The organism is Pseudoalteromonas sp. '520P1 No. 423' (assembly GCF_001269985.1).
In the GTDB taxonomy this organism is placed as follows: domain Bacteria; phylum Pseudomonadota; class Gammaproteobacteria; order Enterobacterales; family Alteromonadaceae; genus Pseudoalteromonas.
On the sequence record NZ_BBZB01000001.1, the window covers coordinates 2258306 to 2283823 of the forward strand.

Annotated in this window: 22 protein-coding genes; 11 read left to right on the forward strand and 11 right to left on the reverse strand. The window is 36.1% G+C overall.

Translation table 11 applies throughout. The features are described from left to right. From trpD to PSA_RS10390, 3 genes are read right to left on the reverse strand one after another with little or no spacing between them, the layout of a single operon-like run. Entirely contained in the window at positions 1 to 1014 is a 1014-nt protein-coding gene (trpD, locus tag PSA_RS10380) for an anthranilate phosphoribosyltransferase (protein WP_042145135.1), read from the reverse strand. Beyond that, the gene (locus PSA_RS10385) at positions 1014 to 1631 is read right to left on the reverse strand and encodes an aminodeoxychorismate/anthranilate synthase component II (RefSeq protein WP_042145137.1); all 618 of its coding nucleotides are present in this window, start codon (positions 1629 to 1631) and stop codon (positions 1014 to 1016) included. Before PSA_RS10385 ends, trpD begins: the two co-directional genes overlap by 1 nt. Next, positions 1624 to 3207, reverse strand: coding sequence for an anthranilate synthase component 1 (locus PSA_RS10390; RefSeq protein WP_042145139.1), 1584 nt, complete (start codon positions 3205 to 3207; stop codon positions 1624 to 1626). The genes PSA_RS10385 and PSA_RS10390 overlap by 8 nt, the downstream gene beginning before the upstream one ends. A gap of 413 nt (positions 3208 to 3620) precedes the next feature. Here PSA_RS10390 and PSA_RS10395 point away from each other — a divergent pair, with 413 nt between their 5' ends. From PSA_RS10395 to rluB, 5 genes are all read left to right on the forward strand, one after another. Then, entirely contained in the window at positions 3621 to 4454 is an 834-nt protein-coding gene (locus PSA_RS10395) for a PHP domain-containing protein (protein WP_042145141.1), read from the forward strand. Positions 4455 to 4500: 46 nt separating this feature from the next. Then, positions 4501 to 5121, forward strand: coding sequence for an L-threonylcarbamoyladenylate synthase (locus PSA_RS10400; protein WP_042145143.1), 621 nt, complete (start codon positions 4501 to 4503; stop codon positions 5119 to 5121). 47 nt (positions 5122 to 5168) lie between these two features. Next, positions 5169 to 5912, forward strand: coding sequence for a ScpA family protein (locus PSA_RS10405; protein WP_082305808.1), 744 nt, complete (start codon positions 5169 to 5171; stop codon positions 5910 to 5912). Between the two features lie 82 nt (positions 5913 to 5994). Then, positions 5995 to 6525, forward strand: coding sequence for an SMC-Scp complex subunit ScpB (gene scpB, locus PSA_RS10410; RefSeq protein ID WP_042145147.1), 531 nt, complete (start codon positions 5995 to 5997; stop codon positions 6523 to 6525). Positions 6526 to 6646: 121 nt separating this feature from the next. Then, the gene (rluB, locus tag PSA_RS10415) at positions 6647 to 7534 is read left to right on the forward strand and encodes a 23S rRNA pseudouridine(2605) synthase RluB (protein ID WP_042145149.1); all 888 of its coding nucleotides are present in this window, start codon (positions 6647 to 6649) and stop codon (positions 7532 to 7534) included. A gap of 80 nt (positions 7535 to 7614) precedes the next feature. Here the strand turns inward: rluB and PSA_RS10420 are convergent, their stop codons facing one another. Next, positions 7615 to 8352 (reverse strand): YciK family oxidoreductase, encoded by a 738-nt coding sequence (locus PSA_RS10420; protein WP_042145152.1) that lies wholly within the window; start codon positions 8350 to 8352, stop codon positions 7615 to 7617. Positions 8353 to 8596: 244 nt separating this feature from the next. Between PSA_RS10420 and PSA_RS10425 the strand changes: the two genes are divergently transcribed. Next, positions 8597 to 11026, forward strand: coding sequence for a VolA/Pla-1 family phospholipase (locus PSA_RS10425; RefSeq protein ID WP_042145154.1), 2430 nt, complete (start codon positions 8597 to 8599; stop codon positions 11024 to 11026). Positions 11027 to 11160: 134 nt separating this feature from the next. Beyond that, positions 11161 to 12180, forward strand: coding sequence for a protease SohB (gene sohB, locus PSA_RS10430; protein ID WP_042145156.1), 1020 nt, complete (start codon positions 11161 to 11163; stop codon positions 12178 to 12180). 84 nt (positions 12181 to 12264) lie between these two features. Here sohB and PSA_RS10435 read toward each other — a convergent pair whose 3' ends face one another. After that, entirely contained in the window at positions 12265 to 13617 is a 1353-nt protein-coding gene (locus PSA_RS10435; protein WP_042145158.1) for a dicarboxylate/amino acid:cation symporter, read from the reverse strand. Positions 13618 to 13809: 192 nt separating this feature from the next. Between PSA_RS10435 and PSA_RS10440 the strand changes: the two genes are divergently transcribed. Then, entirely contained in the window at positions 13810 to 14913 is a 1104-nt protein-coding gene (locus PSA_RS10440; RefSeq protein ID WP_052379965.1) for a hypothetical protein, read from the forward strand. A 47-nt stretch (positions 14914 to 14960) separates the two neighbouring features. On the opposite strand, the gene PSA_RS10445 is transcribed toward PSA_RS10440, so the two are convergent. Then, positions 14961 to 15146, reverse strand: coding sequence for a hypothetical protein (locus tag PSA_RS10445; RefSeq protein ID WP_052379966.1), 186 nt, complete (start codon positions 15144 to 15146; stop codon positions 14961 to 14963). Here PSA_RS10445 and PSA_RS10450 point away from each other — a divergent pair. Both PSA_RS10450 and topA read left to right on the forward strand, forming a co-directional pair. Next, positions 15124 to 16563, forward strand: a complete 1440-nt coding sequence (locus tag PSA_RS10450; protein ID WP_052379967.1) for an Ig-like domain-containing protein — start codon at positions 15124 to 15126, stop codon at positions 16561 to 16563. The genes PSA_RS10445 and PSA_RS10450 overlap by 23 nt on opposite strands. Positions 16564 to 16812: 249 nt before the next feature. Beyond that, positions 16813 to 19518: a type I DNA topoisomerase gene (gene topA / locus PSA_RS10455; protein WP_042145160.1), complete on the forward strand. Its 2706-nt coding sequence runs from the start codon at positions 16813 to 16815 to the stop codon at positions 19516 to 19518. A 570-nt stretch (positions 19519 to 20088) separates the two neighbouring features. Here topA and PSA_RS10460 read toward each other — a convergent pair. The 4 genes from PSA_RS10460 to PSA_RS25195 form a co-directional block, all read right to left on the reverse strand. Continuing rightward, a complete protein-coding gene (locus PSA_RS10460; RefSeq protein WP_042145162.1) occupies positions 20089 to 20853 on the reverse strand; it encodes a hypothetical protein in 765 nt (254 codons plus the stop codon). A gap of 95 nt (positions 20854 to 20948) precedes the next feature. Then, positions 20949 to 21632, reverse strand: a complete 684-nt coding sequence (locus tag PSA_RS10465; protein WP_042145163.1) for a sensor histidine kinase KdpD — start codon at positions 21630 to 21632, stop codon at positions 20949 to 20951. Beyond that, entirely contained in the window at positions 21632 to 22630 is a 999-nt protein-coding gene (locus tag PSA_RS10470; protein WP_042145165.1) for a response regulator, read from the reverse strand. Before PSA_RS10470 ends, PSA_RS10465 begins: the two co-directional genes overlap by 1 nt. Positions 22631 to 22639: 9 nt before the next feature. Beyond that, positions 22640 to 22834, reverse strand: a complete 195-nt coding sequence (locus tag PSA_RS25195; RefSeq protein ID WP_127924106.1) for a response regulator — start codon at positions 22832 to 22834, stop codon at positions 22640 to 22642. A 155-nt stretch (positions 22835 to 22989) separates the two neighbouring features. On the opposite strand from PSA_RS25195, the gene cysB reads away from it, so the two are divergent. After that, positions 22990 to 23967 (forward strand): HTH-type transcriptional regulator CysB, encoded by a 978-nt coding sequence (gene cysB / locus PSA_RS10475; protein WP_042145167.1) that lies wholly within the window; start codon positions 22990 to 22992, stop codon positions 23965 to 23967. Positions 23968 to 24049: 82 nt separating this feature from the next. Here cysB and PSA_RS10480 read toward each other — a convergent pair whose 3' ends face one another. Continuing rightward, positions 24050 to 25426 carry an L-serine ammonia-lyase gene (locus tag PSA_RS10480; protein WP_042145168.1) on the reverse strand — a complete coding sequence of 459 codons (1377 nt, stop codon included), beginning with the start codon at positions 25424 to 25426 and terminating at the stop codon, positions 24050 to 24052. Positions 25427 to 25518 lie beyond the last annotated feature (92 nt).

A 25518-nucleotide genomic window follows, 5' to 3' on the forward strand; every position in this document is an offset into this window, starting at 1 on the left:
TTAAACCTCTGAATTACTTAATGTGACTATTTTTTCAAGTGTTTGCATCACAGTACCTGATGCTAGTTTATCAGCGACTATTTTAGCGGCTTGCTTAAAGTTATCAGCTTTGTTTGTTAAATATAAAAGGCCCGCAACATTTGCGATAATAGCGGCATTGTGGGCTGGTTTGCCTTCGCCTTTTAAAATAGCCAAAGTCGCTTGTGCGTTATATTCTGGGCCTTCACCTGCAATTGCTTCAAGCGGATACTCAACTAAACCAAAGTCGCTCGGAGTGAGTGTTGATTCAGTAATTTCACCATTATTTAATTCAACTACCTTTGTTGAGCCATGTAAGGCAATTTCATCTGTACCAGAACCATGTACCACTAATGCGCGTTGGGTTCCAAGCATATTAAGCGTTTGTGCCATAGGCATACATAAATCAGGATCATATACGCCAAGTAATTGTACTTTTGGTGCAGCCGGATTTGCTAATGGGCCTAAAATATTAAATAAGGTTCTGGTTTTTAATGTTGTGCGTACTGGCATCGCATGTTTTACGCCCTTATGGTAATTAGGTGCAAACATAAAAGTAAATCCAGTTTGCTCTAGGCATTGCTGGGCAAGTGATACAGGCATATTGATATTAATACCAAGCGCCACTAATAAATCAGCAGAGCCTGAATTACTCGATACGCTTTTATTGCCATGTTTAACCATATTAATGCCACAGGCTGCAGCTACAATAGCTGCAGTTGTTGATACATTGATTGTGTTTGACCCGTCGCCTCCTGTGCCACAGCTATCAGCTGTAATATCAAGAACAGTATTAAAAGGGACTGCATGTTTGCGCATGGCCGCAGCAGCACCTGCAATTTCAGAAGCCGTTTCACCTTTAATTTTGAGTGCAATTAAAGCTGCGGTTAATTCGATTTCAGATAATTCACCTTGCATCACTGTACTGAATAATTGTTCTGATTGCGTTTTGTCTAAGTCTTTTTGTGCAATTAGAGTATTGATTATGTCTTTCATTACGAAATTCCTTTTACAGTTGAATTGCTTAAATAGGCAAGGCTTTGTCTTAATAACTGGGCGCCATCAGGTGTTAAAATAGATTCTGGGTGAAATTGAAAACCGAGTATTTTATCTTGCTCATTTAATATCGCCATTGGGATATCTTGGTAATGGGCAATAATAGCAAGTGAATCAGGGACCTTAGTTGCCATTAAAGAATGATAGCGAGCAACGGGCATACGGGTACCTAACCCTTCAAATATTGCATGTTGTGCAAGTTCAATGGTTGATGATTTTCCATGTACAGTTTCGCCTGCATGGCCTACCGTGCCACCGTAGCTTTGAGTAAGGGCTTGATGTCCTAAACAAATACCAAGAATCGGAAACTTACCTTTACATAGCTGTGTTAAATCCATTAAACACCCTGCGCTTTGAGGCGTACCAGGACCTGGAGATAGAACAAGGATCACAGGTTTAGTTTCTGATGACATTTGCTCAAATATGGCCTGTGCATCTAAGTTGTTACGATATACAACTAAGTCAGCGCCCATTTGTTCAAATTCATCTACTAAGTTATAACTAAAAGAGTCAAAGTTATCTAAAAAGTAGATTTTATAATCAGTTTTATTAGACATGATTTTGCTCCTCGAAACTAGAAGTAATCGCTTTGATCACCGCTTGTGCTTTTGCACGAGTTTCATCGGCTTCTAATTGCGGTTCAGAATCATGAACTACGCCTGCACCAGATTGAACATAAGCGATATTATTTTTTACGAATGCGCTGCGGATCACAATACAACTATCCATAGTGCCGTCACCAGTTAAATAACCCACTGCACCGCCATAACTACCACGGCGTTTTTGTTCTACTTCACGTACCAGTTGTGCGGCTTTTACTTTTGGCGCGCCAACTAAGGTGCCCATGTTCATACAGGCTTGATATGCGTGTAGGGCATCAAGCTCTGGTTTTAATTGCCCAACAACACGAGAGACCAAATGCATAACTTGAGAATACCTGTCTACTTTTAGCAGCTCTTTAACATGGCGAGTACCTGCAATAGAAATACGCGCAACATCATTACGTGCTAAATCAACCAACATTAAATGTTCAGCACGTTCTTTTTGATCATTTCGTAAATTGAGTTCAATCCGGCTATCTAAATCTGGATTTATACTGCCATCTTGATGTTTACCTCGCTGGCGTGTGCCTGCAATTGGATAAACTTCTACTTGACGGCTTAGTGCACAAAACTTTAATGCAGACTCAGGCGAAGCGCCAAATAAGGTGAAATCTTGATCTTTCATATAAAACATATATGGACTAGGGTTTTGCTGTTTTAAATGCTGATAAGCAGAAAGCGCATCTGGGCAAGGTAAACTAAAGCTACGCGAAGGCACTACTTGGAAAATATCACCATCAACTATATTCTTTTTAAGTGCTAAAACCTGTTTGCAGTATGCTTCATCACTAATATCAACACTGACATCAGGCGCTTTAGTTATTTTACTGTCTTTACCTGTGTAAGGTGTTACTTGTTCACATAACTGATTAAGTTCTTCTAGTTTTTGTCCAACTTCAAAACAATTAGCATGCACATCAGGACCGTTAAATACATTACCAATTAAATCAGTTGTTTTTTCTTTATGGTCAATAACTACTAATGTTTCAGCTAAGTAAAAAACATAATCTGGACAGGTATTATCTTTATTTTCGACATCAGGTAATTGCTCAAAGTTAGCAACCATGTCATAAGCAAATACACCGCCTAAAAATAATGAAAAAGCGTTATCAGCAGTTGATTTTATATTGTTAATGCAATTACGCAGCGCACTAAATGCGTTATCTGCTTTTAATCGAGAGAACTCATCTAAATCAGCTTGGTATGGCTGATAAGTTAAAGTGAGCGTATTGTCATGTAAAACAGCATCACAATTAGCGACTTTTTCTTTTAAATAAGGCAGCAACTGCATGCCATTATTTGATAAAGCAACTAACTTAACCTGCTGACCATTACATTCGATTCGAATAGCTGCATCTACTAAAATAAGACTTTTTAAACAGTCTTTAGAATCAACTTCAGCCGACTCTAATAATAAGCTATTTTCTTTATCTAATTTCGCATAAAGCGAAAGTGGACTTTGGATATATTCCCGAGCCAAAGTGATGCTTGAAACAGCACCTGGCGCTTTTGTTATATGCCTAAATATCAAAACCTCATTCCTCTAGTATTTTGTATTAGTAATTTATTTAGAAAACAAAAAACCCGCATTTTGAATGCGGGTTTGGACATAAAAAAACCCGCTAGCTGCGGGTCTTAGAATCTGTTAGGTACAACAGTTCATCACCCGAAAATTACGAGTGCCACCACCAAATGATATTTAGTGTATTTACTTTAAATGTATGAACTGAGTTTGTCATTAATATGTACCTTTATTTGAGTAGCTATAGTAAAGCTCAAATTGTATATTCTTGTCAAGAATTTTATCTTGAATTTATATAACCGATTGTAGATAACAAAAATATATTGTTATAAATGCTGTAAATATCATATGTATGTTCGTTTTATAATGCTGAAATTGTTATACTTTGGGCATATCCCAGCGCTAAATTTAAAGTAGCTCAAATGAAGTACGATTTACATAGCCATACAACATGTTCTGATGGCCGACTATCTCCAGAAGAATTAATAGACAGAGCCGTAGAAAAAGGAATCGATATATTTGCGATCACAGATCACGATACATTAGATGCACTACCTATTGCTCATGAACATATTAATCAAAATAACTTAGATATAAAACTTATTAATGGTATTGAAATATCAACTCGCTGGCACAGTTTCGAGATCCATATTGTGGGTCTTAATTTGAATGTTCAATCGTCTGAGTTATTAAACATAGTCAATGAACAAAAGCAAAAAAGAGACGCCAGAGCACTTGAAATAGGGCGACGTCTAGAAAAAGCAGGTATTGTTGATGCCTACCAAGGCGCAAAAGATTTAGCAGGTGATGCACACATTACCAGAGCGCACTTTGCTCAGTATTTAGTTAATCAGGGTAAGGCTAAAAATATCCAAGGGGTATTTAAAAAGTATTTAGCTCGAGGTAAGACAGGTTACACACCAAGTACTTGGTGTGATATGAAAACTGCAATTGAAGCTATACAAGCAGCTGGTGGTGAGGCTGTTGTTGCACATCCTGGGCGATACAAAATGTCTAATAAATGGTTACGACAGTTATTATCTGATTTTAAAGCTGATGGTGGCGATGGTATGGAAGTCGCTCAACCGCAACAAGCGCCAACAGAACGCCAGTTTTTAGGTGCTTTAAGCCGAGAGTATGGCCTGTTATGTTCACAAGGATCTGATTTTCATTTCCCTATGACTTGGCTTGAGCTTGGAAAGAACCTATATTTACCAAAGGATTGTACACCAGTATGGCAAGACTGGGCAGTATAATATAGCAGCGTTTTATGACGCTTTGTTAGTAAAAATAAGGAATATTATGAGTCAGTTTTTTCATATACATCCAGAAAATCCGCAAGCTAGATTGATACGTCAAGCAATTGAAATAATACACCAAGGTGGGGTTATTATTTACCCAACCGATTCTGGCTATGCAATAGGGTGTTGTATAGGTAATAAAAAATCAATGGAACGAATTGAAAAAATTCGTGCATTAGAAAAGCATCATAACTTTACTTTGATGTGTCGTGATTTATCAGAACTTGCAAGCTATGCAAGAGTAGATAATTCATTGTTTAGAGTCATCAAAAACAATACACCAGGGCCTTATACCTTTATTTTTAAAGGCACTAAAGAGGTCCCTAAACGTTTATTAAATGATAAGAAAAAAACAATTGGTATACGTGTTCCACAATGTGAAATAACGCTAGCTTTGCTTGAAGAGTTAGGTGAGCCTTTGATGTCTTGTTCACTTATTTTACCTGGACAAGATCATACTGAGTCAGACCCTGAAGAGATACGTTTTAAATTAGAAAAGCATGTGGATTTGATTATTCATGGTGGCTTTTTATCTGAGCACCCAACAAGTGTGATTGATTTTTCTGAAGATACGGTGAATATTATCCGTGAAGGCTCAGGTGATGTGAGTGTTTTTGAGTGACATCTGAAGTACAAATCCAACCATTAGCCTTATTAAATGGTAAGGCTATGGTTAAAAAACCAGCCGATTTATATATTCCTCCTGATGCCCTTGAAGTGATTTTAGAAACTTTTGAGGGCCCGTTAGATTTATTATTGTATTTGATCAAAAAACATAAACTAGATATTTTAGAGTTATCGGTTCATACCATCACTAAGCAATATGTTGCCTATGTTGAGCTAATGAAAGATTTGAAACTGGAGCTGGCGGCAGAATATTTAGTAATGGCAGCTTTGCTCACACAAATTAAATCTAGATTACTGTTACCTGTTCATAAAGAACTTGAAGATGAAGATGTTGATCCAAGAGTTGAGCTTATAAAACGCTTAAAAGAATATAAGCAATTTAAAACCGCAGCAGAAAACCTTGATGAAATTCCCAGATTAGAGCGTGATATTTTTGTTGCTAAAGCTTTAATACCTCAAAAAAAGATACCTGACACTTTATTACCCAATGTTGATATGAAAGATATATTACTGGCATTAGGGGATATTATGGCTAGGGCTAAAAACTATACGCATCATCATATATCAGCTGAAACGTTATCAACGCGTGAAAGAATGAGTAAAATTTTGCAGCAACTAACTGAAACAACTGAGTTTGTGGAGTTTAGTGAACTGTTTGAGTTGAGTGAAGGGCGTAGTGGCGTTGTTGTGAGTTTTATCGCTATTTTAGAGTTAATTAAAGAACGTTTAATTGAATGTATACAGTCAGAACCTAGAGCACATATTCATGTGCAATTGATCAGATAAAATTAATATAAATATTTCGATTATCTAAGATAAAGCAGGCATAATACGCCGCTATAATTATGTCATGAATGAGTAGCTTAAATTGGGTGAGAAAAGAATTTCTGATGAGCAATTGGTCGAAATTATTGAAGCTGCTATATTTGTTGCAGGAAAACCTGTATCGCGCATGGTATTAAAAGAAACAGTTTTAGAAGAGTTTAATGTTTCTCTGAAAAGAATTAAAGAATGCTTGGAGGTGATAGAGGAACATTACTCAACCAGAGGTATTCAGCTTATAAAAGTGGGTTCTGGATATCGGTTTCAAGCAAGTAAAAATTTAAGTCCCTGGTTAGGTAAGTTATTTCAAGATAAAACGCCTAAATATTCAAGGGCATTGTTAGAGACGTTAAGTTTAATTGCTTATAGGCAACCTATTACCCGTGGAGAAATTGAGCAGGTGAGAGGCGTGGCAGTTAGCAGTCATATTATTAAAACATTATTAGAGCGGGGCTGGGTTAAGGGCGTTGGTCATAAAGAAGTGCCTGGCCGTCCGGCGTTATATGCAACAACAGCTGCATTTTTAGATTATTTCTCTCTTGAGGGCTTAGATAATTTGCCATCGTTGCCTGAGTAGCAAGAAAGTAAAATAAATCAAATGATATCTTAATCTGTTACCTGATATAATAAACGTATAAATCTATCTGAGAAGATACAACCAATAGGGTAAACCCTATTAAATAAAGAGCGAATAGTAAATGAGTGAATCAATCGTAAGCGATGAAAAGTTACAAAAAGTATTAGCCCGTGCCGGAAAAGGCTCACGACGCGAGATGGAAAAAGTAATTGAAGCGGGCCGTGTAAGTGTTGATGGTAAAGTTTCAAAATTAGGTGATCGTGTTGGTCCTAATCAACAAATTAGACTTGATGGTCATGTCGTAAAAATTGAAGCTGAAGAAAACCGTGTTTGCCGTGTTTTAATGTATAACAAACCTGAAGGTGAGTTATGTACGCGCAAAGATCCTGAAGGGCGTCCAACTGTATTTGATCGTTTACCACGATTAGATGGCGAACGTTGGATTGCAGTTGGTCGATTAGATGTAAATACATCGGGTTTATTATTGTTCACTAATGATGGAGAATTAGCTAATCGTTTAATGCGCCCAAGCTATGAAATTGAACGTGAATATGCGGTGCGTGTATTTGGTGAAGTTGAAACAACGACATTAAAAACATTAACAACGGGTGTTGAACTTGAAGATGGCATGGCGAAGTTTTTAAAAATTACGCCTCGTCCAGGTGAAGGCATAAACCGTTGGTATAATGTATTACTAACAGAAGGTCGTAACCGTGAAGTAAGACGCTTATGGCAATCTCAAGGCGTTGACGTATCACGATTGATCCGTGTTCGTTACGGTAGTTTGTCTCTTAACCCTAAGTTACCACAAGGTGGTTGGGAAGAGTTAGCGTTAGAAGATGTAAACTATTTTAGAAAGTCAGTTCAATTACCAAACGAAACTGAAACTAAATTATCTGTAATGCCTGAAAAACGCAGCGAAAAGCGTGCTAAAAATCAGCGTATTAGAAAAGCAGTTAAAAAACATCAAACACGTGCTAAGCAAGTACAGAAGAAAAGAAAGAAATAATATATTTTAAGTATTGAATATGAGTTATTTTAAAGCCCGACATTGTTCGGGCTTTTTGCTATTAATAAATGGGATTAGAATTACTGGGCATCTACCGATTGACCATTAGTACCTACCGAATCATCGCTCATCATATATAGGTATGTTGGCATTAATGATTCTGGCGTGGCTAATTTTGATTTATCTTCACCTGGATAAGCAGCATCACGCATTTGCGTTAATGTTGCACCAGGATTAATGCAATTTACTCTAATATTTGTTTTTTCAACTTCATCAGCCCAAGTTTGCATCATGCCTTCAACTGCAAATTTTGATATTGCATATGGCCCCCAATGTGCACGACCTTTGCGTCCAACACTTGATGTTGTGAAGATGATAGAAGCATTATCTGATTTACGTAATATAGGGAACATGTATTTAGTCAGTACAGCTTGTGCAGTGACATTTACTTTCATTATTTTTTCAAATGTTGATACACAGAAAAACTCTAGTGGACCTAGCGAACCTAAAACGCCAGCATTATTTAATAAACCATCTAATTGACCAAATTCATTTTCGATTGTAGATGCTAAGTCACGGTAGTTTTGCTTAATTGCACCTTTTAAGTCAAGCGGTACGATTGCAGGTTTCGGGCCGCCTAATGAAACGATTTCATCATAAACACATTCTAGTTTAGCAACTGTTTTACCAAGTAAAATAACTGTAGCACCATGTTTTGCATAGTTGATGGCTGCAACACGGCCAATACCATCGCCCGCTCCAGTAACTAAAATTACTTTATCTTTTAGTGCGTTTACATTTGCTTGGTAGTCTTTCATTGAAAAATCCTTGATACAACTGAGCCATTACTGGACATAAAATATTAAATTATGGCTATTTTACCATAGGAATTTGTTGATAAAACGTGAAGTTGAAGTTTTTATTCAAATTTAAGTAGCGAAAAAAGATTGTTTACGTTAAATTTAACTGGTCTAATGTCTCATTAATGAATTTATACAACTTATTTACAAGTGTAATTGCAAGAATTCAAATAAAAAGAAAAAAGTGAAAACGGAGCTAAAAATGAAAAAAATGCTACTCGGAATGGCTATCTCAGCTGCATTGTTAGGGTGTGGTGGAGAAAGTCTAGAAGAAGTTAAAAAAGACGCTGTAGTTGTCATTCCCGCATCTACTGTTATTTTTGATCCATCAGCTGGTGCATTATCAATCCCAAATGATTTATTGTTTCAGGGTACTACTGATGGCACTTTAAATATCCCAGTAAAAGATCCTGCTAATATTGCGGATCCTTTAACTGCAATAAGTCGTTTAGATGGTTGGTCAACAAATACAGCTTTTACACTTGCTATTGATTTACCACAAGGTGTGACTTTAGATGCTGCAAGTGTACAGAGCCCTGATTCTATACATATTTACGAAGCTATCATGGGTGGAGACTTAAAAGATGCTGATTGTAACCCTTTACCACAAGGGGCTGGTTGTAAAATTGTTGGTGAGTTAACATTTGGTGTTGATTATGTCACTAAAGTAAGTGGTGACAATGTTGCTGTTATTCCGCTTAAACCACTTAAAGCAGCTACAACGTACTTATTGACGCTTACAAATAATTTAAAAGATAGTACGGGTAGTTCGGTAGACGGTTCATCAAGTTATAATTTAGTTAAGCAAGATATCAATACTTTACCTTTAATTACAGATGCGCAATTACAGTTACAAGGGTTAATTAACAGCTTTGAATCAGTGATTTCGACTCAAGGAATTGCTAAAGAAAACATCATTTATTCTATGGCAATGACAACGCAATCTGTAGGTCAAGTGACAAGTGTTGCTAAGCAACTTTTACTATCTGGCCTTTCAGCTACTCCGATTGTGCCAATGCCTGTGATAAATGTACAAGATACGACTATGTCAGTTGCTGATGTATTAGTGGATGCTGGAGCGCTTGATCCGAATGATGCTCAAAGTATTGCTTTATACAGCTCTGCTAATTATTTACGAGGCAGTGTAAGTTTACCGTATTACTTGCATACACCTAGTCCTGAGAATAAGTTAGCTCCATTAAATACTTGGATGAATGCATTATGTGATTCAGGAGCTGCGCTTGCAGGGTTAACTGCTGCTTATCCAGAATTAATTCCTGAAGCACCAATTAATACTAATGATGCGATTTGTATGTCTTTTGGTTTACGTGATTTCAGTACTTCTGAAAACCCGGTATTGGCAAACTTAGATACTGAACGTAATTTAACTAAATTTAATCCAATTCCAAAAATAAATACCTTTCAAGACATTGATGTTCAGATGACAACACCAGATGTTAATGTTGCCAATGCTATTAGACCCGGGTTAGGTTTACCGCCTTTAGTTAAACCAGAAGGTGGTTGGCCTGTTGTTATTTTACAGCATGGGATTCCATCTAAAAAAGAAGATATGTTAACTACGACTGCAATGCTTTCTTTATTTGGTATTGCAAGTGTAGCTATTGATTATCCGTTGTTTAATTCTCGTGGATTTGATTACGATAATGATGGAACTAAAGATATTGATGCATCTGTTAACCCATTAGATTATATAAATCTTCAAAGTTATACGACTACGTCATCAAATGGTAAGCAAGCAATTATTGACTTATTAGGTTTACGTTTTGGTTTAAATTTCTTAAATGGCGCAGATATCGACAAATCTAAGGTTTACTTTACAGGTATTTCATTAGGCTCTATCGGTGGGGCACCATTCTTAGCAATGGCAAACTCTCCTGTTGCAGGTCAGCCAGATCAAGTCAACGATATGTTCAAAGTGCAAGCTGCGACTTTGTCTGTGCCAATGCAAGGTTTAGGTTTTGGTGCAATTATTGAATCTAATACCTTTGCACCATTATTACAATCCGTATTAGCCTATGGCGGTGACGCTGGTTTCCAAGCTTATTTTGCAGAACAAAATGCGGGTGAACTAACACCTGCTAACGGTGCTGTTTTCTTAGGCTTCTTAATTCAAACTTATGGTACTTATCAAACAACTTTATCTCCTGAAGATGCAGCTGCGTTAGCTGGTCTAATGGTAGAAGCCGCTACTGCATTCCAAATGGCTGTAGATGATGGTGATCCAATGAATTATGCTGCGATTTTAAAAGCGACTCAAACGCCATTACTTTTACAAGAAGTGGTAGGTGATGGTGGTGATAACTTACCAGACCAAGTTTTACCTAATGTTGTACCATCTTCTCCTGTTTCTGGTACAGAGCCTTTAATTGCTTTATTAGGCTTAGAAGGAGTTAGTTCAACACTTGTTGATCAACAAATGCCGGTATCTGGTGTTGTACGTATGACAGCAGGTCATCATTCATCTTTAATAAACCCAGGTCAAAGTGATTCACCAGATGCAATGACAGCACTAAGAGCATTCAGTGAGATGCAATCTCAAATGGTTAATTACATTTCATCTAATGGTCATATGATTTACATAAAAGACACTGAAATAGTAAAACAAGACTAATATTTAGTTTTAGTAAAAAACTCGGATTTATCCGGGTTTTTTTATGCCTGAAATTTAATATATAAGCCTTACTATTTGTTATCTTTGAATAACATGATAAATTCACGGTAATTTAAAAAAGTAGGATTTTAATTTTGGAATTTTTATACGAATACGGTTTGTTTTTTGCCAAAGCTTCAACATTTGTTGTCGCTGTTGGTGCGATTATCGCATTAATTGCAGGTGCAGCTCATAAGCCGAAAGCTAAGCGTGGTGAAATTGAATTAGATGATTTATCAGAGCAATTAGATACTTTTAAAGATCAATTTTTACAAGATACATTAAATAAAGATGATTTAAAGAAATACAACAAAGAACAAAAAAAACTCGCTAAAGAAAATGAAGATGCTAATAAGCCTAATTTATATGTTTTAGATTTTAATGGCAGTATGGATGCCCATGAAGTTGATAGCTTAAGAGAAGAAATTACCGCTATTTTAATGATAGCTAAGCCAAAAGAAGACAAAGTGTTACTCAGACTTGAGAGTGGCGGTGGCGTTGTTCACGGCTATGGTTTAGCTGCATCACAATTACAAAGAATAAAAGATGCTAATTTAAATTTAACAATCTGTGTTGATAAAATTGCTGCCAGTGGTGGTTATATGATGGCATGTATTGCAGATAGGCTCGTTAGTGCACCATTTGCGATTATAGGCTCTATTGGCGTGATTGCACAAATACCTAACTTTAATAAAATATTAAAGAAAAATGATATTGATTTTGAGCAAATCACAGCTGGAGAATTTAAACGTACACTCACACTATTTGGTGAAAATACAGATAAAGCCAGAGAGAAGTTTTCCGAAGAAATTGAAGAGACTCATGAGTTATTTAAAGACTTTATAAATGTTCAAAGACCGAGCCTTGATTTACCATCAGTAGCGACAGGTGAACATTGGTTTGGTACTACGGCACTTGAAAAAGGTTTAGTTGATGAGCTATCGACTAGTGATGATATTCTATTATCACACAATAAAGATAACCAAATTTATAAAGTGAAATTTGCAATCAAAAAACCATTAAGTGAAAAGCTTGCAATTGGATTAAGTAGTTCATTAGAGCGCGCTTTTATTGCAATTTATTCAAAAGTTAGAACCTCTTTTATTGCAAAATAAGATGCAGATTCTAGATATAAAAAAAGCCTAGTTTTTTAACTAGGCCTTTATTTATGAAGATAATTTACTTGTCTCTAAAAAGAATTACTTCTTCTGAAAGTTCATTTCTTCAAGCTTTTCACCAGCGTGTTTATCGTAGAAAATGTCTTCATCAAGTTCACCTTCTGTTTTTGCGACAACACAAGTTACCATACAATCACCCGTTACATTAACTGCGGTTCTTGTCATATCTAATAATCTATCAACACCCATAATGATCGCTATGCCTTCAACTGGTAAACCAACTTGATTAAGTACCATAGCTAGCATGATCAAACCAACACCTGGCACACCTGCTGTGCCTACAGATGCTAACGTCGCTGTGAGTATTACCATTAAATAATCAGAAGTTGTTAAATCTACTGCGAATATTTGTGCAATAAATACTGTAGCAACACCTTGCATAATTGCAGTACCGTCCATATTGATAGTGGCACCTAAAGGTACCGTAAATGAAGCAACTGAATTTTTAGCGCCTAGTTTTTTAGTCGCCGTTTCTAAAGTAACTGGCATAGTGGCACTTGAGCTAGAAGTACTAAATGCAAATAAAGCATTCGCTTTCATTTTTGTTAGGAAAGTGATCGGGCTTAACCCTGTAATTGATTTTAACAAAGTAGGGTATACAACAAGTGCATGAATAAATAAGGCAATCAGTACAACAAAGAAATATTTTACAAGCTCATAAATAGCATCGTAATCAATAGATGAAAATAGTTTAGCAATCAGACAGAAAACACCAATAGGCGCTAAGTTCATTAAAATCGTGACTAATTTTAAAATTACATCGTTTAAATCATTAAATGTATTTGTTAAACGTTTTCCCGGTTCACCACTTAATGTCATAGCAATACCAAACAATAATGCAAATACAATTACTTGAAGCATATTGCCTTCAGCCATTGCTGAAATAGGATTGGTTGGAAACATATTAATAATTACATTAGCCAATGAAGGCGCTTCTTTTGCTGTATATTCAGCAGATGTTTGAAGGCCAGGTATTTTATCAAAATTTACTAAGCTAGCTAAGCTAGCTAAGCTAATTGCAATCGTAATAGCAATTGCAGTTGTTAATAAATAAAGCCCAATTGATTTACCGCCTAATCGTCCTAATTTGCTAGGGTCGCTTAAGTTACAAGTACCACATACTAAGGATACAAAAACTAAAGGTACAACTAACATTTTTAAACTTGCAACGAATATCGCTCCGCCTATGGTTAATAAACCATCAACAAAGAACCCTTTAATTGCTAAATCAAAAAAGCCTAAAGAAATATATACATCATCTTGATCACCAATGATCCATTTAAAAATGGAACCAACGAGTAAACCTAGGACTAAGCCTATTAGAATACGAGAGGTGAGAGAGAGTGACTTATTATTTTGTAACTCATTTGTCATGTCGTGAAAACTCAATCGTGTTAAAAGCCTTATAGACTACCAGTCAATGAGATTTATTACAGTTAATATAGATAATTTTTTTTAAAATATGTAATTAATATGTGTTTTGCACCAATTACTTAATGGAAATCTGTAATTTATAGGTTAATATATGGTGAATAATTCTAATTATAACAAGCTAGGGAGAGGTAAATGCCTTTAATCCGATTTTTTTGCATCATGCTGATAAGCATTGCAATAACCGCATGTGGCGGTGGTGGTAGTCTAGAAAGTCCAGGAGGCGGTTCTTCAGATAAATATGAATTGGTAGTGACCTTAGTCAGTGCGGATGGCGGTGACGGTATTAGTGAGGTATCAAAAGCGGTACCAGGGAAGCTTATTGCTAACTTAACCAAAAATGGCAGCGTATTTGGCAATCAATTAATCACTTTTACTATCGGTGAGCAAGGCATAGGTGTACTAAATCCAACATCAGGTACAGCCCAAACAAATAACAATGGTAATGCTGAAATTGCTCTACTAGCAGGTACAGTTGCAGGTGGTGGCACTGTTTCAGCAAGTTATACAACTGCAGATAACGATACCGTTACTGTGACACATGTATTTTCCAGCAAAGGTGATGAAGAAGAGGATACCATTGGCGTCATTGATATATCCCTTGCAATTTCAAACACTGAAATATCAAAAGAAAACCCAGCAACAATCATAGCGACGTTAACGCAAGACGGAACTAAAGTTGCTAATAAAGTAGTGACTTTTAGCTCTACTCTAGGTGTTTTCTCTCCTGTAAGTGGTACTGCACTTACTAACGCCGATGGTATTGCAAGTATTATTTTAACAGCCGGCACTGTTCGAGGAGCTGGTGAAGTAACTGCGAGCCTTTCGACGGGCGAATCTAGTTTCGTTAGCTTTAATACAGCTGGTGATGACACAGGTGTTGTAGGTGATATTAATATCGAAATGCAATTAGTTAGTGCTGACGGTAATGAAACAGATACCATTACTGCGTCAAAACCTGGCAAAGTCATTGCAACGGTAAATGGTATCAGCTCGCCAGTTATAGTCACTTTTACAAATACTGTAGGTGAAATTCCAATTGCGACAGCAATCACAGATGAAAGTAATAAAGCAACAGTTGATATCTTAGCTGGGGGCAGTTTAGGCGCAGGAACAATAACTGCGTCCATTGTTAGCGGTGAAACAGGCGAAATATTATTAGTAGTAGGTTCTTCGACTGTAATTATGGGTAGTGGTGAACCATTTGTAGAAGGGAAAGCTGATATTAGTTTAGAATAAATCTCGGCAGGTGGGACGACAGTTGTATCAGTACAAATACTTGATGATCAAAATAACTTTTTTAAAGAAGCTGTTACAGTAAACTTTTCATCAGGTTGTAGTAGTTTACCAACACCAAGTGCAACATTAAGTTCGCCAATCACAACATCAAATGGTATTGCTACTAGTACATATTTAGCGAAAGGATGTGTTGGCGATGATCCGATTAATGTGACTGCTAATGCTGGTGGCATTAACCTATCAGCTTCTGGTACTGTTAATGTATTGCCTGCTGATGTGGGTAGTATTGAATTTGTCTCTGCCTCGCCTGATAGAATCAATATTCTAGGTACTGGTAGTCAAGGTGGTGGCGAAAGTTCTACAGTTGTGTTCAAAGTATTAGATACAAATAATAACCCTGTAAATAATCAATTGGTTAACTTTGAACTAAATACGGATGTGGGTGGTATTAAAATCATTCCTACTTCAGGTACAACTGATAATAACGGCTTAGTTCAAACAGTAATCAACTCGGGTACTGTTGCGACTAGTGTTAGAGTTCAAGCTACGATTGACGGCAGTTCTCCTCAAATATCTTCGCAATCAAGTTTATTAGTTGTATCAACAGGTATACCAGATCAGGATAGTTTTAGTTTATCAGCTGATATCTTAAATCCTGAAGGTTGGGATATTGATGGTACTGAAGTTAAAGTAACTGCAAGATTAGCAGATGCTTTTAATAACCCTGCTCCAGATGGCACAGCAGTAAGTTTTACAACTGAAGGTGGCTCGATTGAACCTTCGTGTACTACTGTTAATGGCGTATGCCAAGTTATTTGGACCAGCCAAAACCCTCGTCCTGAAGGACATGTGTTACAGCACAAAACGGGAGATGATTATAATTGGAGTGATTCGCCAGATGAGACTCATTTGCCTGAAGAGATTAATACTATGGGTCAAAAGTTTGGTGGGCGTGCAAATATTTTAGCCACAGTAATTGGTGAAGAGTCATTCCCTGATTTAAATGGTAATGCAAGGTTTGATGCTAGTGAAATGGATGCCTTTTTAGGTAATGACATTAGTGGTAGACCTTATGATCAAAAAGAAGCATTTGTTGATCATAATGAAGATGGTTTATACAACCCAGCAGAAGGAAGCGATGTAAACGACAGTGGTGCACTAGAAACATTTGCTGATTTTAATAACGATGGTGAATTTAGTGCTGAGGATGGTAAATACAATGGTGTTTTATGTTCAATACCTGCACATGATGGTTGTGCAAATGGTACAGATAATAAAAAGTCGACTAATGTTCGAGCACAACTTACTCTTGTTATGTCTGGTAGTCATCCACAGCTAACGAGAGTTGCACCAGCTGATGGTCAAATAAATATATCTGGCGAAGGTTCTGCAAGCGCAAGTGTAATTATCAGTGATTTACATAATCAACCTATGCCTGCGGGTACTACAATAACATTTACAGCTGCTGTTGGTTCTGTAATAGCCGGCAGCACTTATACTTGGCCCAATGATAACCACAATGGCGGTTTGCTTTTCCCTGTAACAATTAAAGGTGAAAAAGAAGCTAAATCAGGCCCGTTAACTGTAGAAATTACCACACCTTCAGGCGTTGGGATATCATTTTCTCCATTTACAATAAATATTAATTAATCAATTTATAGATTAAGAAATGCCGCTTATTAAAGCGGCATTTTTGTTTGTATTGAAAATTCCTTGTCAGCAGAAGTATGAGCGTTTATCGATTAATTGCTTAAAAAACTAACAAATTAAGGGGCTTATTCAATTTTTTTTAATTTTTTTCTTGTAACACTGGCACTTTATGGATATACCTTTAATAATACAGCCCTAATAGGGTATTAATTTAACTTTTGAATAATTATTGTTCACATATAGGTTCTCATGGGCAAATCGTTAGTAATTGTAGAGTCTCCAGCAAAGGCTAAAACAATAAATAAATATTTAGGCAAGAACTTTGTTGTTAAGTCCAGTGTTGGGCATGTTCGCGATCTTCCTACTTCAGGTTCAGGCAAAAAGAAAACTACTGCTACAAAAACGCCTGCTGAGGTTCGCAAAATGGGTGCAGAAGAAAAAGCAGCCTATAAAAAGAAAAGAGATTATAAAAACTTGGTAGCAAGAATGGGGATTGATCCTGAAAAAGGATGGAAGCCGCATTACGAAGTATTACCAGGTAAAGAAAAAGTAGTACAAGAATTACAAAAACTAGCTGAAACCGCCGACACTATCTATCTCGCAACCGATTTGGATAGAGAAGGGGAAGCTATTGCATGGCATCTGCAAGAAATTATTGGTGGTGAGCCAGAAAAATATAAACGTGTTGTATTTAATGAAATAACAAAAAATGCCATACAACAAGCTTTTGAAGCCCCTGGAGAGCTCAATACCGATATGGTATACGCTCAACAAGCCAGAAGGTTTTTAGACCGTGTGGTTGGTTTTATGGTATCTCCTTTACTTTGGCAGAAAGTAGCTCGAGGATTATCAGCAGGTCGTGTGCAATCAGTAGCAGTGCGTTTATTGGTAGAGCGAGAGCGTGAAATTAAAGCTTTTATTCCTGAGGAGTTTTGGGATTTACATGCTGATGTAACAGCAAAAGAAGATGCATTACGTTTAGCTGTTACTAAATTTAATGCAAAAGCATTTAAACCAGTAACAGAAGCACAAACGCAAATCGCAGTTGATGCACTTAAAAAAGCTGACTTTATTGTTAAAGCTAATGATAAAAAGCCTAGCAAAAGTAAACCAAGCGCGCCATTTATTACATCTACTATGCAACAAGCTGCAAGTACACGCTTAGGCTTTGGTGTTAAAAAGACCATGATGATGGCTCAGAGATTATACGAAGCGGGCCATATTACCTATATGCGTACCGACTCTACAAATTTATCTCAAGAAGCAGTTGGTAAGTGTCGTGAATATATAGAATCGAATTTTGGTTCTAATTACTTACCTGAAGATGCAATTAATTATAGCTCTAAAGGCAATGCACAAGAAGCGCATGAAGCTGTTCGTCCGTCAAATGTTGAAGTACTTTCTGGACATTTAGATGGTATGGAAGCCGATGCAAAAAGACTTTATGAACTGATCTGGCGACAATTTGTAGCTTGTCAAATGACACCTGCACAATATGATTTAACGACTATTACAGTAGAAGCTGCAGGATATGAGCTGAAAGTAAAAGGTCGCGTACTTAAATTTGCTGGGTGGACACAAGTTCAGCCTTCAGTACGTAAAAAGAATGAAGAAGAACAAGCCTTACCTGCAGTTGAGATTGGAGATAAGTTAAATTTAACTGAACTTGATCCTGTTCAACATTTCACTAAACCTACTGCCAGATTTGGTGAAGCAAGTTTAGTTAAAGAACTTGAAAAACGTGGGATTGGACGTCCTTCAACTTACGCTGCTATCATCTCTACAATTCAAGACCGTGGTTATGTTCGAGTAGAGAACAAACGTTTCTTTGCTGAGAAAATGGGTGAGATTGTTAATGATAGATTAGTTGAGAATTTCACTGATTTACTTAACTTTGATTTCACAGCTAAAATGGAAGGTAGACTTGATGACATCGCTGAGGGTGAGCGTATTTGGACTCAAGTACTTGATAAGTTTTATGCTAATTTCTCAGAGCAACTTTCAGTCGCTTCAAAAGAAGAGGATGAAGGTGGCATGAGATTGAATGAAATGGTTGAAACCGATATCGACTGTCCAACTTGTGAACGTAAAATGGGCATACGTACCGCTTCAACAGGTGTATTTTTAGGTTGTACGGGTTATAGTTTGCCACCAAAAGAACGCTGTACACAAACCATGAATTTAGTTTCTGGTGATGAGGCAATTGCTGTCGACTCTGATGAAGCTGAAACTGAAAGTTTACGTCAAATGAAGCGTTGTCCTAAATGTGGAACTGCAATGGACTCATATTTAATAGATGAGACTCGAAAGTTACACGTTTGTGGTAATAACCCAGGATGTGATGGTGTTATTGTAGAGCTAGGTACATTTAAGATTAAAGGCTATGATGGCCCTTTAATTGAATGTGATAAATGTGGCAATGATATGCAATTGAAATCAGGTCGATTTGGTAAGTATTTCGGTTGTACTAATGAAGAGTGTAAAAATACTCGTAAATTGCTTAAAAGTGGTGAAGCAGCGCCACCTAAAGAAGATCCTGTTCATTTAACTGAATTACCATGTGAAAAATCAGATGCTTATTTTGTTTTACGAGATGGTGCCGCAGGTATATTTATGGCAGCATCTAGCTTCCCTAAATCAAGAGAAACAAGAGCTCCAAAAGTTTGTGAACTTCAAAGGTTTAGAGATCGTATTTCTCCTAAATTCTATTATTTGGCTGATGCGCCAGCTAAAGATCCTGATGGAAATGAAGCTGTAGTACGCTTTAGTCGTAAAGCTAAATCTCAGTATGTAATGACTGAAATTGATGGTAAAGCGACAGGATGGACTGCCAAATTTGTTGATGATAAATGGGTAGAAGAAGCCAAAGCTAAAAAAGCTCCGGCTAAAAAGAAAACCTCAGCAAAGAAAAAAGCACCGGCTAAGAAAAAAGAAGCTGCTAAAAAAGAGAGTTAAAATACCTTTAACTTTGTTGTATAAAAGCCATATTGCTTAAATCAATATGGCTTTTTTGATCACAATCTAAATCGACTAATATGGATTACGCTCTATTCTAATGGTGAAATATCGGAGTTTTTTATAATACCAATTCCAATAAATATGTGAGCAATCTAAATGGTCTAAATATACAATAGCTGTGTTGTGCCTCAATGGATGCAGGTACTTAGTTTTAGCCTGGAGATATAACCTGTGCTCTTGAAAATTTATTCTAATTTATATTAGATCACTAACTTAATAGTTAATCCAAGATTTGTATAAGTGAGATATCAGGTATTAACAATTAATTGAGGATTAAAATATAGGGCGTACAGGTTTACCGTAGTTGGATATTTATGAGGTGTACTTTGTTTTTAATGGTGCGCTTAAAAATTGATTTTTAGGGTGTTCAGTGGCAAAAATTTATAGATGTGTTCATCATTCACATAAAAAAGACCAAAAGCAGAACTCACGGTCTTTAAGTTAAATTATTTTTATTGTATAAATAATCAGGTTCCTAGTAGGATAATGAAAATTTAAATACTCAAACTACCATTTCTTTTTAGGTGCAAATAATACATCTAGATCATCTTTCTCTTGCTCTGCCTTTTTCTTAGCATCAGTTGCATTAGTTGCTTTTAAATCTGTTGTTATTTCTGAAAGAAAACCTTCTAATTCAGCTTTTTTTGCACTTATGTATTCATCTGTATAGGAGACGGAATTAAGAGTATTAAGTGCTTTTTCAAAATATTGTCGAGCTGAGCCTAGCATATTTGCAGCGCGTGCTGCATTACCACGCTTAACTTGGCTATCTATATTTATTTTTAACTGTATTTTTTCCAATCTTTTATCCTCTGATAAGAAGATTTGCGTATCGACTCTAGCCTTAGAGTGCTCAGAACGAAGCAAGTTCCGTAACTTTTTAATGCCTTGCACTAGGCCTATTATTTGTTTTTCGTTATCAGGTATTACAATTTTTTCTGAACTAGGGCTGTCACCCGTCTGTGGATTAGAAACTCTTTCTGTCGCTTCACTTAAGCGATTTTTTATCTCTTTAGACGTAGGAGATAGCTCAGACATTGATTTCAAAGAATCATAAATTCTCTTTTGCATCACAGCAATGATTGACTTTGACATTGGTATATTTGAAGAATTCATTAACACAGATTCAGTTTCTTCAATTATTCTTTTGTGTTTTGCCAAGTCTTGTCTACGTTCAACTTCTTGTTTTACTTTGTACTGTTGCATAGCATTTACCCAAACGGCAACTACCACTAAAGCAACAATCAAAACAATGATGATAGAAACTATCATAAGTGCATCTCTTTAATTAAAACGGATATTCAAACTTAATCTTACATAAATATAGTAACTTATACCAATTATGACGATAAATTTTTAATTTAATTCTAAGGTATTTTTAAAGTGAAAATACTACCACCTAATAAACCACCATTGTTGAGTTCGATACTGCCTCTTAAATTGTTTGTTTCATGGGCATTTGCAATTAAATTTGCAAAATATAACCCTAAACCTGTGCGGTTATTAATTAAATTGGTTGAACTCATTTTATCAGTTGGTGAGTTTAGCATTAGATCAGGATAACCATTACCATCATCATAAATATTAATTTCGAGTACTTTATCTACGATTTTAGCTGTGATTAATATTTTTGATTTTGTATACCTTAAAGCATTAACTAAAATATCATTGAGTAAATTGCTGACTAAATCTAAATCAAAAAACCAAGCAAGCTCTTCTTCAACATCACAGGTACATGTTACTTGTTTATTATCTATGTACATTTCATTTTTTGCCCAAAGCTCATCGACTAATTCATCAATATAATGCTCTTCAACATTGAGAGGAAAATTTTTATTATTGTTTTTATATAACGCCAGTAATTGTAATAGGTTGGAATTTACTTTGGCTATCTCATAATGTATTTGAGCAAGTTCTGCACGGGTTTGATTATCGTGATCAATTTTTTCATTTATTAAATCAATGGATTGTAGCAGCATACATAATGAGTTTTTCATATCATGCATGCTAGCACCTAGTACGGTAGAAAAATCAATTTCGGTTTCTTTCATTATTGTACTTTTCCAGTTTGTGTCGCTAACTGTGCTTGTATATGATTGAATAAATTTTGGCTATGGGTATATCTGTGATCTGATGGCTCTAAGTTTTCTAAAGATTGTACACATAAAGCAAGATTGTATAAACATTGTAGTAAGTTTAATGCGATATTTGCGTTGCTTGGCGCATTCAATAAAGCGGTTCTAAATGCATTATTAGCTGTTACATAGTCTTTTTTCTTAAATTTAAGCATGCCTAGTTTATTATAATTCTGAGACTTCTTTGCATTTTCTTGGGTAAATAGTTCTGATTGTTCTATACCTATCGTCTGCTCGATAATGTTTTTTATTTCATTATTTTCAATATCTAGATACCTGAGAGCTAAATAACCTAATTGCATTTGCCTTATTAATGAGTTCGGGGAGATTTCTATGGCTGTTTTTAATAAATTAAAAGCTTGTTCATAATCACCCAAATTACAATAAGTTTCCCACAACAAATCATATGCAGCGGGCGCGTATTTATTTTTACAAATAATCCGCTCTGATAAGTCTTTTACTTTTGGTAACATATCTAAACCGGCGTAAGATTTTGCTAAGCCCATAAGTGCCCAGTTCAGTTTCTTTTGTTCAATAACACTGTTATAAATATTAGCCGCTTTTGCATACTTACCCGACTTTAATATAATATCGCCTTTTATTTTGATACAAGGCATTGCTGCGCGTTTATTTTTTAATGGCAGCACATCACATAAAGAGAGGACTTGATTTGGTTTGTTTTCATTTATACTAGCATAGATAGGCTGTAATAATTGATTTTGTTTCATTAATTTATCTAATTGTGCTTTTAACGAATTACGCGTAAAAGGTTTTGCTAAATAATCATCAGGTCTGTATTCAAGTCCTCCCATAACCAAGTCCATTGCGGTTTCGCCGGTGATCAATACCAAAATAGTATCAGCTTTAAGTAAATTTCTATGATTTAATTCTTCTAGCAATTGCAACCCGCTCAAACCTTCGCCTTAGTTATAATCAACAAGTATAATTTTATGATAATGTTCGGCGTATATTTCAAGCGCATCCTCAGCATTTGTACAGGTATCTACATCGCGTGCGTCAAAGCTTTCTACCATATTTTTAAGTGATAACCTAAACTCTGAGAAGTCATCGATTATTAAAAAAGAAATGTCAGAATATCTGTTGAGTGAATTGTTCATATTGTCGTATAAAATCTTAACATAGTTTAAATTTAGGTGTATTTAGTTAAAGTTTAAAGGGAATGCATAAATAATTGCAAAATAATCAATTTAGAACTTGGAATAATAAGCACAAAGGATTATAACTGTAAGCAATAATAAGAGAATTAAATATAATGAAATTACAGCAATTAAAATACATCGTTGAAGTACTAAATAATAACCTAAATGTTTCAGCAACAGCTGAAAATTTGTATACATCTCAACCTGGGATCTCTAAACAAGTACGTATGCTTGAAGATGAATTAGGTGTACAAATTTTTGGAAGAAGCGGCAAGCACTTAACGCACGTCACTTCTGCCGGTAAAGAGATTATTAATTTAGCTCGAGAAATCCACTCAAAAGTTGAAAGCATTAAAGCGGTTGCTAATGAGCATACTTTACCAGATCAAGGTAAGTTAAATATTGCTACGACACATACGCAAGCAAGATATGCACTGCCTCAAGTGATTCAGGGTTTTATGCAAAAATTTCCAAAAGTATCTTTGCATATGCATCAAGGAACGCCAACACAGATATCAGAAGCAGCAGCCAGGGGCGATGCAGACTTTGCAATTGCAACTGAAGCTCTTCATCTTTATTCTGACTTAGTAATGTTGCCATGTTATCACTGGACACGAAGTATTGTTGTAGCTAAAACTCATCCATTAGCTAAAAAACGCCATAATTTAACGATTGAAGATATCGCACAATATCCTTTGATCACTTATGTTTTTGGCTTTACCGGCCGCTCTGAGCTCGATAAAGCCTTTAATGAGCAAGGTTTAGAACCTCATATTGTATTCACAGCAACAGATGCGGATGTAATTAAAACTTATGTGCGTCTAGGCCTCGGAGTGGGTGTTGTAGCATCTATGGCGATAGACCAAGTGACAGATACTGATTTAGTATGTATTAATGCAAGCCATTTATTTGCTGCTAGTACAACAAAAATAGGATTTAGAAAAGGTACTTTCTTACGTACTTATATGTATGATTTTATTGAGCGATTTGCACCACATCTAACAAAAGAGTTAGTTGAAAGAGCGAGTTTACTAAGAAATCAAGATGAAGTGGATGCCTTGTTTAAAAATATAGAATTACCTGTCAGATAACTTATTATTGAGGTCAAAACCAATAAAAAAGGCTTGAATTATCAAGCCTTTTTTAATTTATGTACTGACTAGCAATGAAAAGCTAACACTCAATAATATTTACTGCCAGTCCACCTCGAGCGGTTTCTTTATATTTAGTTTTCATATCATTACCAGTATCTAACATGGTTTTGATAACTTTATCTAAGGATACCTTTTGCTCTCCAGAACCACGAAGCGCTAAACGTGCTGCATTAATCGCTTTCACTGAACCCATTGCATTTCTTTCGATACAAGGAACCTGTACAAGGCCGCCAACAGGGTCGCAGGTTAAACCTAAATTATGTTCCATACCAATTTCAGCAGCGTTTTCAACATGCTCTACATTGCCGCCCATGATTTCAGCAAGTGCACCAGCTGCCATTGAACATGCAACACCGACTTCACCCTGACATCCTACTTCAGCGCCAGAGATTGAAGCATTCTTTTTATATAAAATGCCAATAGCAGCTGCTGTTAATAAATAACGGGTTGCAATATCACGATCAACGGTTTTAATAAATTTATTATAATACATCAAAACAGCAGGTAGAATTCCGGCTGCGCCGTTAGTCGGAGCTGTTACAACACGACCCCCTGCAGCATTTTCTTCATTGACAGCCATTGCAAATAAATCAACCCAGTCCATAGCCCGCAGCGGATCATCATTACTTTCTACATTTATTTGTAGATATAAACTTGGTGCACGACGTTTAACTTTTAAGCCACCAGGTAAAATACCTTCAGTCTCAATACCTTTAGTGATACAAGCTTCCATCACTAGCCAGATATTATAAAGCTCATCTTTTATCTCATCTACGGATCTAAGTGTTTTCTCATTAGCCATCATCAGTGTCGATACGCTATAGCCTTGCTCTTTACATAAAGAAACAAGTTGATCAGCTGAATCAAATAGAAATGGAGCAGGTTGTTCTTCACGTTTTGCTAATTCAAGTTGTTTTTGATTATCGAAATCTTCTTCTAAAACAATAAACCCACCGCCAATAGAGTAGTAGACTTGGCTATGGATCTGAGTTTCTCCATCAAAAGCAAGTAGCTTCATCGCATTAGAGTGCTTAGGTAACGTTTTTCTTCTATGAAATATCACTGCACCTTTTTTAGGGAACTTTACAGGGAATGTTTGATCAAGATGAATTACTTCATCTTGTTCAATTTTAGATAATATTTCAGATACTTTATCTGTATCAATTGTATCAGGATCAAAACCTGCTAGACCTAAAATGACTGCTTTACCAGAGCCATGGCCAATACCTGTTTGTCCTAAAGAGCCAAATAACTCTACTTTTACTTCTGTTACTTTGCTAATTAAATCTTGTTGTTGTAATGACTTCACAAATAAGCGTGATGCACGCATAGGTCCCACTGTGTGAGAAGATGACGGACCTATTCCAATGCTAAACATATCGAATGCACTGATCATAAAAATTCTCTTAATACCTAGAACGGATTAATAATTATAACGTATTAAATTGAATTATATTCATATAAACCGATTGTATTTATTTATCAATA